12 protein-coding genes and 1 pseudogene are annotated in these 10,065 nt (G+C 71.6%); all 13 read left to right on the forward strand.

Annotated elements, in window-relative coordinates:
- Positions 1–48: 48 nt before the first annotated feature.
- Positions 49–180: pseudogene (locus G6R24_RS14180) on the forward strand (tetratricopeptide repeat protein); the annotation flags it as partial.
- A gap of 1,031 nt (positions 181–1,211) precedes the next feature.
- Positions 1,212–1,529, forward strand: a complete 318-nt coding sequence (locus G6R24_RS14185) for a putative quinol monooxygenase (protein ID WP_163549725.1) — start codon at positions 1,212–1,214, stop codon at positions 1,527–1,529.
- A 29-nt stretch (positions 1,530–1,558) separates the two neighbouring features.
- Positions 1,559–2,740 carry a helix-turn-helix domain-containing protein gene (locus G6R24_RS14190; protein WP_225438525.1) on the forward strand — a complete coding sequence of 394 codons (1,182 nt, stop codon included), beginning with the start codon at positions 1,559–1,561 and terminating at the stop codon, positions 2,738–2,740.
- Positions 2,741–3,036: 296 nt separating this feature from the next.
- Complete coding sequence (locus G6R24_RS14195) at positions 3,037–3,447, forward strand: hypothetical protein (RefSeq protein ID WP_163549727.1); 411 nt, start codon at positions 3,037–3,039, stop codon at positions 3,445–3,447.
- Positions 3,447–4,466 (forward strand): DUF6284 family protein, encoded by a 1,020-nt coding sequence (locus tag G6R24_RS22475; protein ID WP_225438523.1) that lies wholly within the window; start codon positions 3,447–3,449, stop codon positions 4,464–4,466. The genes G6R24_RS14195 and G6R24_RS22475 overlap by 1 nt, the downstream gene beginning before the upstream one ends.
- Positions 4,467–4,510: 44 nt before the next feature.
- Positions 4,511–4,885, forward strand: a complete 375-nt coding sequence (locus G6R24_RS14205) for a hypothetical protein (RefSeq protein WP_163549728.1) — start codon at positions 4,511–4,513, stop codon at positions 4,883–4,885.
- 40 nt (positions 4,886–4,925) lie between these two features.
- Entirely contained in the window at positions 4,926–5,348 is a 423-nt protein-coding gene (locus tag G6R24_RS14210) for an NUDIX domain-containing protein (RefSeq protein WP_163549729.1), read from the forward strand.
- Positions 5,348–5,818, forward strand: a complete 471-nt coding sequence (locus tag G6R24_RS14215) for a hypothetical protein (RefSeq protein WP_163549724.1) — start codon at positions 5,348–5,350, stop codon at positions 5,816–5,818. Before G6R24_RS14210 ends, G6R24_RS14215 begins: the two co-directional genes overlap by 1 nt.
- Before the next feature lie 92 nt (positions 5,819–5,910).
- Positions 5,911–6,084, forward strand: coding sequence for a hypothetical protein (locus tag G6R24_RS14220; RefSeq protein ID WP_163549730.1), 174 nt, complete (start codon positions 5,911–5,913; stop codon positions 6,082–6,084).
- Between the two features lie 104 nt (positions 6,085–6,188).
- The gene (locus tag G6R24_RS14225; protein WP_225438524.1) at positions 6,189–8,432 is read left to right on the forward strand and encodes a cell division protein FtsK; all 2,244 of its coding nucleotides are present in this window, start codon (positions 6,189–6,191) and stop codon (positions 8,430–8,432) included.
- Between the two features lie 141 nt (positions 8,433–8,573).
- Positions 8,574–8,816 carry a hypothetical protein gene (locus G6R24_RS14230; protein ID WP_163549731.1) on the forward strand — a complete coding sequence of 81 codons (243 nt, stop codon included), beginning with the start codon at positions 8,574–8,576 and terminating at the stop codon, positions 8,814–8,816.
- A 15-nt stretch (positions 8,817–8,831) separates the two neighbouring features.
- Positions 8,832–9,089 (forward strand): hypothetical protein, encoded by a 258-nt coding sequence (locus tag G6R24_RS14235; protein WP_163549732.1) that lies wholly within the window; start codon positions 8,832–8,834, stop codon positions 9,087–9,089.
- A gap of 53 nt (positions 9,090–9,142) precedes the next feature.
- The gene (locus tag G6R24_RS14240) at positions 9,143–9,886 is read left to right on the forward strand and encodes a hypothetical protein (protein ID WP_163549733.1); all 744 of its coding nucleotides are present in this window, start codon (positions 9,143–9,145) and stop codon (positions 9,884–9,886) included.
- Positions 9,887–10,065 lie beyond the last annotated feature (179 nt).

Below are 10,065 nucleotides of genomic sequence, written 5' to 3' on the forward strand. Positions count from 1 at the left end.
CTAACCCACGATCAAAGCGCTACCTGACCAGTTACGCGGGATCTTGGTCGGGTGGGGGAGGCGTTGCCGCTGTTCGAGCGCGCATTGGCGATCAGTGAAGCGGTGTACGACCCGAAGCATCCCACTGTGCGAACGATCCGCGGGGATCTCGAAGCGGCGCGCGACGAGCCCAGCGAGTGATCTTGGACGGTGCTGACCGGAGCACCATGCCCGCCGCTAGAAATGGATCAGGCCCGAACCCCTGGAGGTTCGGGCCTATACCTATGTCTTGCGACATGACACTGCGGTGGAGGTGGGATTTGAACCCACGGAGGGGTTGCCCCCTCACACGCTTTCGAGATCTGCGCCCCGTCGTTCAGCTATGTCCGCCGACGTCCCGAGCAGGCGTGTACCGCGTCGACTGGACGGTGCCGGACGTCCACGGACGAGGGTGAACGAGACCGGAAGTGAGACCGGGCGGAGTCCCGACCCTCGCCGCGTACCCCCGCTCTGCCCGGGTGCCGGCCGGACGCTGCCCGGCCGGCACCCGACCGCCCTACCGCCTCTGACGTGCCTCGGCAACCTGATAGACGGCGGCCGCGACCCCGCATCCCGCGGCCACACCCGCACCCAGCTTCTGATCGATCAGGGTGATCGCCTACTAAGCCCCCAGCAGGATCAGGGCTCGAAGCAAGCGAGATCACTGCCACCGCCCGCGCTCCCGGGTGCACTACAACCAAGATCTTTCGTACTGTCTTGAGTCAAGAATGTTCCTCTCTATACCCAGGGTGGTCATCCGAGGACGGCTTCCGTGTTCGCGCACGGGAGCCGTTCGCTTTTCGACCAATAGCCGTCCTCGCTCAGGACGCTAGAGGATGGAAGCGGCAACTAACAAGAAGTTAGCCACGGCATATGTGCGTAACCTGTGCAAAAGACTGATCGATTTGTGGATACCGCAATGGCAATGGTGTGATTCTTGACCGCGAAGGCGCTGGTCACGGCCATGATCAAGTAGGTGAATCCTGTGGAAAAAGTCGTGCGTGGATCGCCGGTGTCCTCCATTGCCTCGCGTGGCGACGCGGACAGGGGTGGGCAGGGGTGCGGGCAGGATAAGACCACTGTGTGGTCTCTAACTCTCGGAGAGTAATACAAAAAGTACCACCTAGTCTCTGGAATGCTACCCGTGGGACGATCGTTGTAGTAGGTGACGTCGTCCGAGGGGAAGTGGCTTCATGTTCGGTTTGGTGGTCCGGTTTGATCTGCGGCCTGACGCCGCAGACGGATTTGATCGTTTGGTCGCGGAAACTGCGCCGCTGATCGCAACGTCGGAGCCTGGGACGCTGATCTACGCGACGCAAGTGGTCGAGGGGGAGCCCGGCGCGCGGATCTTCTACGAGCTGTACCGGGACCGGGCTGCGTTCGACGAGCACGAGCGCCAGGAGCATGTACGGCGGTTCCTGGCCGCCCGTGAGGAGTTCCTTGCCGGTCCGCCCCGTGTGGAGTTCCTGACCGGCGTCGGTGGCAAGGGACTGCCGGGAGGTGCGCTGTGACTGAGCCGACTCCGACGCTTGGTGAGCGGGTGGCGTTTCACCGGAAGCGGCGTGGCCTGTCGCAGGTGGAGCTAGGTCGGCTGATCGGCCGGTCCGAGAGCTGGGTTTCGCAGGTGGAGCGGAACGCGCGCAAGGTCGACCGAATGTCCGTGCTTGCGCAGGTCGCTGACGTCCTGGGCGTTCCGGTGGCCGATCTCGCGCCCGACGCGCCAATGGAAGTAGCGGCGTCGGAGCGTGAGCCGTGGCGGGACGCGCTGCGCCTGGCGCTCACCGGGCATCCGGCGCTGTCGGCCGTCGCCTCCACGCCGTCACCCGGTGGCGGCTCCGGCGAGGACTTCGCCGAGCAGGCGGAGCAGGCGTGGACGGTCGTCCATGGGTCGCGGTACTCCGAAGCTGGGCCGGCGCTCGTGTCCCTGATCGCCGGTGGGGAACTGGCGTTGCGTTCCGTTCCGGAGGATCAGCGGCCGGCGGTCGCCGCGGCGCTGTCTCGGGCGTACCAGGCCGCTGCCGCCCTGCTCGGGAAGGTGGGCGACACGGAAGCCGCCTGGCTCGCGTCCGACCGGGCGCTCTTCACTGCCGAAGCTGCGGGGGATGTCGCGCTTGTGGCCGCGGGGCAGTTCCGCTTGGCGCTGGCGATGCTGGGCGCCGGGCGGCTGGACCAGGCCCAGCACGCCGCCGCAACAGCGGTCGCCGCACTCCGCCCGCGGCTGTCGGAACTGGGCGTCGAAGCGACGTCTGTCGTGGGCGCGCTCTGCCTGGTACGGGCGGTAAGTGCGGCGCGTGCCGGCGACCGCCGCTCGGCCTGGCAGGCGATCGGCGACGCGCAAGAACTGGCCGGGACGGTGGGCGCCGGGCGGAACGACTTCAACACGGAGTTCGGACCGGTGAACGTCGCGCTACATGAGGTGTCGGTGGCGGTCGACCTGGGCGACGCGGGCGACGCCCTCGATCGCGCCGGCCGGATCGACACCTCGGGACTGTCAGCGGAACGCCGCGCCCGCTTCCTGGTCGACGTCGCCGACGCCCACGCGCAGCGCCGTGCCCGGGGCGACGCGCTCGCCGCGCTGTTGGAGGCGGAGCGGGTGGCCCCCGAACAGATCCACGATCACTCCAAGGTCCGGACACTCATTCGCGACCTGCTCCAGGACGTCCACCAGCGCTCCGACCAGGAACTTCGCTCCCTGGCAGGCCGATGCGGAGTCCCCGCCTGAGGAACCCGCACGGAAAGTACTAGACAACACTGGAAGTGCGGCCCATACTTCGAGTGCGGGTTGGCGGCGCCACCGGCGCCGCCTTCGCCGTTTCTGGGACGACTCCACCGGCCCAGAACGCACGGACCCCGGCGCGGTGACTCCACCACCGGCCGGGGTCCTGATCCGACCTGTCTAGGAGGTCAGACCGCTATGAAGCATGCCTTGCCGGTGCCGCCGTCGGCGGACAACCTGAAGGAAGCGACGATTCGCGAGATCGAGCGGATCGCCCAGGAGCTGGTTGAGCGGGGCGGGAAGTGACCGCCCTCGCCGTCGTGGCCGCGTCGGGGCTGACCGCCCCGGCGCCGTCCGCCGCGCTCGCCGACGCGCTCCGCCTGGCCGCCGATCTGGTCGGCCGGGTCGCCGCTGCCGACCCGAGCATCGATCTGTCGGTCAGCGTGCACTACAGCAACGTTGAGAAGCGCCCCGCTGTCGGGTTCCTCGCCCACGGGTCCGACGAGCAGGAGTTGGCGTCGGTGACCGCTTGCGCGTTCCTGCTCGCGGTCCCGGTCACCGTGTCCGACCTCGACGACTCCACCGGCCGCGTGTGGGTCGGCGGAGTCACGGTCCGCGCCAACACCACGGTGACGTTGCGGACCCTGCTGACCGACCCGGACGTCATCGCCTCGGCGCGGCAGGCGTTGCCCGCCGGTACGGGCGGTTGGTGATGGCCGACCTCGTCGAGCGGGAACCCACCGCGCGGGAGCTGGCCGCGATCGACCGGGAATGGCCGCTGATCGCCGCGGACCTCGCCGTCCTCGACGCCGAGATCACCATCCTGACCGCCGACGGCGAGGTCACCGACCTCGCCTGGCGACGCCTGGCCCACGCCCACACGCAGGCCCTCACCGCCCGCCCGCTTCCCGCCGCCCCCCGGTCCGCCGGATCGCCTGAGAGGAGGTGCACCGCCATGGCAACGCTCAACCCCGACCACCTCCGCCGCGTCGGCCGCGCCCTCGACGGCGCCCTGTGGCTCGTCGCGCTCCTGGTCGGGGCCTACTCCCTGGCCAACGTCCACACCGTCGCCGTCGGACACCACACCGCCGACCCGCAGGCGTGGCTCCTCGCGCCGATCGTCGACATCGCCCTGTTCGTGGCGATCACCGCCGACAGCGTTCTCGCTCGCCACGGCCTGCCCCCCACCCCGTGGGGGACCGGTCTGCGCTGGTTCTGCGGCCTGGCGACCTGGACCCTCAACGTCTGGGACGCCGCCGCGAGCCTCGACGCCGGCGCGATCGTCGCGCACTCGGTACCCCCGGTCGTGCTGATCCTGCTCGCCGAAGCCGCACCCCGCTACCGCCACCAGTTCGCGACCCTCACCGCCCCGCCGGCTGACGCGCCAGCGTCCACCACTCCGCCGGCCGAAGCGGCTTCCGCGCCCCCGGCCGGCACGCCGGCCGCCGATCCCACCACAACTGTCCCTGTACCGGTACCCCGTACCAGTACGTCCGCCCGACGCCGTACCGGTACGGCATCCAAGCCCCGCGCTCCCCGGCGCACCGATGCCGAACTGATCGCCGCACTCGCCGAGGTCCCCCGCGACCCCGACGGCACCATCCCCGTGCGCCGCGCCACCGCCGCGCTGGGCTGCGGCCCGGACCGCGCCCGCCGACTCCTGACCGCGCAGGGCCTTCTCCGCCCCCGCATCACCGACACCACCCCGGCGCCGGTCCTCACCGCCGTCTGAGCCCACCGCATCCCGACACGACCTGAAAGGACGTGGAGACAGCCATGACCACCCGCTGCCCCCGCTGCCGCGGCACCCGGTTCGTCGGTCGCGGCAAGAACCGCGGACCGTGCCCCGCCTGCACCGGCGGCGGGATCGGTGACCGGGCCGTCGGCGCGGTCCAGCGCGCCGCCGACCGGCTCACCGGCCGCCGCCTCGACGTCGACGGGCGCACCACGACCAGCCGCGCCCACCTGCTCGCCACCGAGACCACCCGCACCCGCGCACCCAAGAAGAAGACCGCCACCCGTAGGAAGACCACCGCGACCCCGGCCGCCGTGGTGATGCCGGCCTGCGACCGGTGCGGCACCCGCGGCCCGCTCACCGTCACCAGCTGCGGCGCGATCTGCGCCGCCGGCTGCACCCCGACCGCCTCCTGACGCCACCACAGGCCACCCGACTTCACCAGAGGAGATCACCATGGGTACCCGCGAGACTGTCAGGCTCACCGCCGACGTGGTCGCGTTCGCCCCGCACCGTGGGGTGTTGCACGTGCTGTTGATCCGCCGGGGTTTCGAGCCGTTCGCCGGCCGGTGGGCCCTGCCCGGTGGGCACGTCGACGCTGGGGAGCAGGTGGAGACCGCCGCTCGCCGCGAACTCGCCGAGGAGACCGGTATCGCGGTCGACGCGCTGCGGCTGGTCGGTTTCTACACCGCCCCGGGCCGCGACCCGCGCGGCCGTTACGTCACCGGCGCCTACACCACCGTCCTGCCCGACATGCCCGCCCCGGTCGCGGCCGATGACGCCACCGCCGCCCGCTGGCTGCCTGTTTCCGACGCCCTCGCGACCGGACTCGCCTTCGACCACGCCCAGATCATCCGCGACGCCCTCAAGGAGAACTGATGGGTCTGTTCAGCTCCAAGAAGACCACCCCGCCCCCTGCGGCCCCGGCCCCGACCAAGAGGACGAAGAAGACCACCGCGGCCCCGACCCGTACCGCCAAGAAGACCACCGCCGCGGCCCCGGCCCCCACCAAGAGGGCGAAGAAGACCGCCGCGCCGACGCCAACCACCAGCAAGAAGACCGCCAAGCGCGCGACCACCACGACCCCCGCGGCGACGAAGACCCGCAAGCCGACAACGGTCGTGCACCCGGCGCCGACGCCCCCGCGCGGCAGGCAGACCGGACCGCGACGCACCCCCGACGAGGTGCGCCGCGAGATCACCGCGCAGGTCTGCCGCGACTTCCACGAGGACAAGATCACCCCGGAAGAGGTCGTGGTTAAGCCGAACGGCGAGATCTGGATAGACCGCCGGGCCAGCAAGCCCTTCGCGACCCCGATGCAGATCGGGACCTGGAACGCGAAGCCCTGACCAGCCCGGGGCGCGGCGACCGTCTCGCCAAAGCCACCCGCCGCGCCCCGGTCCCTCACCCCGCACCCGTAGGCCCGGAAGGGAACCCCATCATGCCGAACCGCTACCACTGCGACGTGTGCAAGACCGAGTCCCACGACCTGTCCGGCCCCGCCGAGGTCCAGCAGATGCAGGCCGTTCACGTCCAGGTCCGCCACAGCAGCGTGATCCGCAACAACCAGCCCCGGACGACGACCGACACCGGCCGGCAGTCCCGCCGCCGCTGATCCACCCGACCCGCCCGGGGCGCGGCGACCGTCTCGCCAAGGCCACCCGCCGCGCCCCGGTTCTCCCACCCCGCGTCTGCCCGTGTGAAGGGACAGCACTTGCCATGACCAGCATCGATCCGTTTCCTCCGGACCCGGGCGGCTGGATTCCCGACCTGCCCGCCGACGACGTCGACCCTGACGACGCCCTGGGCGCCGCGCAGGTTGTCGACCTCGACAAGGCCCGGACCCGTCGCGGTGACCCCGACCGGCCCACCGACATCGACACCGACACCGACCTTGACGGCGACGCCGCGGAAGTCGACGGCGACGAGGACGCCGAATCGCTGACCGACGGTCCGGAGCAGGTCGGGGCGCCGATCGACCCGCCCGACGAGGCCCCGCGGCCGGTCGCCGGCCCGCGCCGCGCGCCGATCCTGCCCGCATGGGCGCATTCCCGCGCCGACGTGATCGCCACCGCCCGGCACGCTGCGGGTAACGCCGGCTATGTGGCCCGGTTCCACGCGGTGCGCACGCCGAAGTACGCGGCGAAGGTCGCCGTGTGGGCGCCGGTCGGGTTCCTGCGCACGATCAGCCGGCTGTTGCGGTGGGCGACAGCGGAGGAAGGGAACTGGGCGCTACGCCAGGACGCCGCCCGGCGCAACGACCCCGAGACGTGGCTGAAGCTCGACCGGGCGCGCCAGCGCCAGACCTCGACGCGCTGGCCGATCCTGATCGGCGGATCGTTCGCCGCGCTGCTCGTCCTCGCGCTGGTCTGGTTCGGCCCGGTCCCAGCACTGGTGCGCTGGCTGCTCTTCCTGGCCGCCATCGTCGGTTGCGCCCGGATGGGACGCCCCGCCGACCGGCCGATCACCGACCGGGTCACCAACGGGGAGACGTACCGCAAGCTCACCGCCGAGCTGGTGCGCCGCGCGTTGACGTCGCTGGGCATCGCGGGCATCAACTCCGCTGTCGCGAAGAACCCCGGTGCCATCTCGTTCCCGGTGGAGATCCACCGCGACGGGCCCGGTCACCTCGCCATCGTCGATCTGCCCTACGGAGTCGAAGCCGCCGAGGTCATCGCCCGGCGCGGCCGCCTGGCGTCCGGTCTGCGTCTGCCCCTGGACCAGGTGTGGCCCGACCCCGCGCCCGGTCACACCGGCCGCCTTGCCCTGTGGGTCGGCTACCAGCCGGCGTCGGCGATGCGCCAACCCGCGTGGCCGCTGCTGCGGTCCGGGCAGGTGGACGTGTTCAAGCCGTTCCCGTTCGCCACCGACCCCCGGCAGACCACGGTCGACGTGTCGCTGATGTCGCGGAACTGGCTGTTCGGTGGCCAACCCGGGTCCGGGAAGACGTTCGCCCTGCGGCTCCTCGTCCTCGCCGCCGCCCTCGACCCCCGGGTCGAGATCCGCGGCTACGAACTGAAGGGCGTCGGTGACTTCGCCGCGCTGGCGCCGGTGATGACCGAGTACGGCAACGGCTTCGACGAGGACACGTTGGAAGCCTGCGCGCAGATGCTCAAGTGGCTCTACGGCGAGTGCCGCCGCCGCTCGGAGCGCATCACGTTCTACGCCGCCGCAGGCAAGGCCCCGGAGAACAAGGTCACCCCGGAGTTGGCGTCACTGAAGGGCTCCGGGCTACACCCCCTGGTCGTGTGGATCGACGAGGGACAGGAACTGTTCCGTTCGGCGGGGGGCAAGGACGCCGGCGAGATCGCCGAGAAGTGCATCAAGCTCGGCCGCGCCCTGGGCGTGATCCTCATCCTGGGCACGCAGATCCCGGACAAGGACTCGCTGCCCACCGGGATCACGCGGAACGTCAACAGCCGCTACTGCCTGTCGGTCGCCGACCAGACCGCCAACGACATGATCCTTGGCACGTCGGCCTACAAGAACGGCTACCGCGCCACCGTCTTCGAGCCCGTCGTCCAAGCCGGATGGGGCATCCTCGCCGGCTTCGGCAAGCCCGGCGCCAACCGCTCCTACTACGTCGACGGCGACGGAGCGGAACGGATCATCGCCCGCGCTGTCGAACTCCGCACCGGCACCGGGACCCTGCCCGCCCCGGCGGAGCAGACCCGCCAGACCACCCCGGCCGCCGACGTGATCGCCGACGTCGCCGCCGTCTGGCCGACCGGCGAGGACAAGACATGGAACGAGACCCTGTGCGCCCGCCTGGCGGAGCTGCGCCCCGACGTCTACGGCGGATGGGAGTCCGCGCAGCTCACCGCCGCGCTCAAGCCGCACGCCATCACCCCCGTCGACGTCGGCCGCCGCATCGACGGTAAGGCCGTCACCCGCCGCGGCATCGCCCGGACCGCGATCCTCGCCGTCGTAGCGGAGCGTGACCGCAAGCGGAAGGCGGAGTAGCCCGCGGCGGGCTGCTAGCGCTAGCGGTGACCCCTACTAGCGCTAGCAGATCCGCTAGCACCCGATCTCATCCCTGGCCAGGGCTCTAGCAGATAGCAGCCCGCGGCCAACCACGCCCAAAAACGCCTGAAGGAGCGGTTTGTGACCCCCACCGCCGCACTGCTAGCCGCCGTCTCCCTCCCCCTCACCGCCGTCACCCTCGGTTACAGCTTTCTGTGCTGGGTTCGGCCGTTCGGCGCCTGCTCGCACTGCCACGGCACCACCCGCACCACCAGCCGCCTCACCCGCCGGACCCGCCCGTGCCGGCACTGCGACTTCACCGGCCTACGCCTGCGCGTCGGACGCCGCGCCTACAACACCCTGCGCCGCCTCCTGCCCTCCTGACACCAGGGACCCGCCATGACCCTCGCCCTGCTCACCCTCGCCGCCCTCGCCCTTCTCGTCCTGGCCCGCCCCGCCCGCGTCGCCCTCGACGCCACCACCCGCGCGCTCCGTGCGGCCCGCCGGCCCGCCGCCGCCCTCGCCCTGCTCACCCTCACCGCCCGCACACCCGGCCCGGTCGGCACCACCGCGACCACCACCCTGCTCACCCTCGCCGCGCTCACCGCCTTGGCCGCCGCCGCCGTCCTGAGCACCCTCGCGCTGCGCCTGCGCTGACCACCCGCGCCACCCGACCGCCGCCCAACCCCGCACGCACCGAGGAGACCGCCATGACCATGACCATGACCGTCACCGAACCCACCACGGCCCCGACCAGCCCGCCGCCGGCCGCCTCCACGTCGCACCCGATCACCCTGACCGTCACCGTCGCCGGCCTGTTCGACGTGCTGACCAACACCGTCCGCGCGATCGGCACCAGCGAGGCCCTGCCCCAGATCGCCCGCCTGCGGCTGCACCTCGCCGATGCCCGCCTCCATGCCCTGGGCACCGACCGCTACCGCATCCACCGGGACTGGACACCCACCCTCGACAACACCCCCGCCCACCTGCCCGCACCGTTGGCGCTCGGCGCCAGCGACGTCGCGACCCTGCGCGCCCTGCTCCGCCGCCGCCTGGCCCTGCCCCTGCGCGCTCAGCCCGCGACCCTCACCGTCGGCCCCGACGTCGACGGGGTTCGCCCCATCCGGCTCACCCTCGGCGCCCGCCCCCACGCCGACACCCTCACCGTTCTGTCCGCCGAGACCTCCACCCGGTACTTCCCTGACATGGCTGCGGCGGAAGCCCGCTTCGCCGGTTGGGACGCCACCGACGCCGTCCATCTCAACCCGCGCTACCTCGCCGACGCCGCCCGCCTCACCCACGACGGCCGGCCCGTCAGCCCCCACGCCGGCCTTGAGTTCCGCTTCCGCGCCGCCCGCCCCGACGGCACCCCCGGCCCGGTCCGGCTCACCAGCCCCGCCCGGCCGTCCTGGTCGGCCGACGTCATGCCCATCCGCCTCGACGACGCCCGATGACCAGCCCCGCCGTTGACCTCGTCGAGAGGGAGGATCCATGCCCCCGCACCCCGGGCCGCGGATCGGGAGTCTGTGCAGCGGCTACGGCGGACTTGACCTCGCCGCCCTCGACGTCCTCGGGGGACGGCTGGTCTGGGTCGCCGACACCCCCGCGATACCCCGCACCGCCCAGCTCACCG

Source organism: Candidatus Frankia nodulisporulans, assembly GCF_902806475.1.
GTDB classification, from domain to species: domain Bacteria; phylum Actinomycetota; class Actinomycetes; order Frankiales; family Frankiaceae; genus Frankia; species Frankia umida.

What these genes read in the sequence shown, in the direction of transcription:
- G6R24_RS14225 (WP_225438524.1), top strand. Translation starts at nt 6,189, where the DNA reads ATGACCAGCATCGATCCGTTTCCTCCGGACCCGGGCGGCTGGATTCCC.
- G6R24_RS14235 (WP_163549732.1), top strand. Translation starts at nt 8,832, where the DNA reads ATGACCCTCGCCCTGCTCACCCTCGCCGCCCTCGCCCTTCTCGTCCTG.
- G6R24_RS14205 (WP_163549728.1), top strand. Translation starts at nt 4,511, where the DNA reads ATGACCACCCGCTGCCCCCGCTGCCGCGGCACCCGGTTCGTCGGTCGC.
- G6R24_RS14240 (WP_163549733.1), top strand. Translation starts at nt 9,143, where the DNA reads ATGACCATGACCATGACCGTCACCGAACCCACCACGGCCCCGACCAGC.
- G6R24_RS14220 (WP_163549730.1), top strand. Translation starts at nt 5,911, where the DNA reads ATGCCGAACCGCTACCACTGCGACGTGTGCAAGACCGAGTCCCACGAC.
- G6R24_RS14215 (WP_163549724.1), top strand. Translation starts at nt 5,348, where the DNA reads ATGGGTCTGTTCAGCTCCAAGAAGACCACCCCGCCCCCTGCGGCCCCG.
- G6R24_RS14185 (WP_163549725.1), top strand. Translation starts at nt 1,212, where the DNA reads ATGTTCGGTTTGGTGGTCCGGTTTGATCTGCGGCCTGACGCCGCAGAC.
- G6R24_RS14210 (WP_163549729.1), top strand. Translation starts at nt 4,926, where the DNA reads ATGGGTACCCGCGAGACTGTCAGGCTCACCGCCGACGTGGTCGCGTTC.
- G6R24_RS22475 (WP_225438523.1), top strand. Translation starts at nt 3,447, where the DNA reads ATGGCCGACCTCGTCGAGCGGGAACCCACCGCGCGGGAGCTGGCCGCG.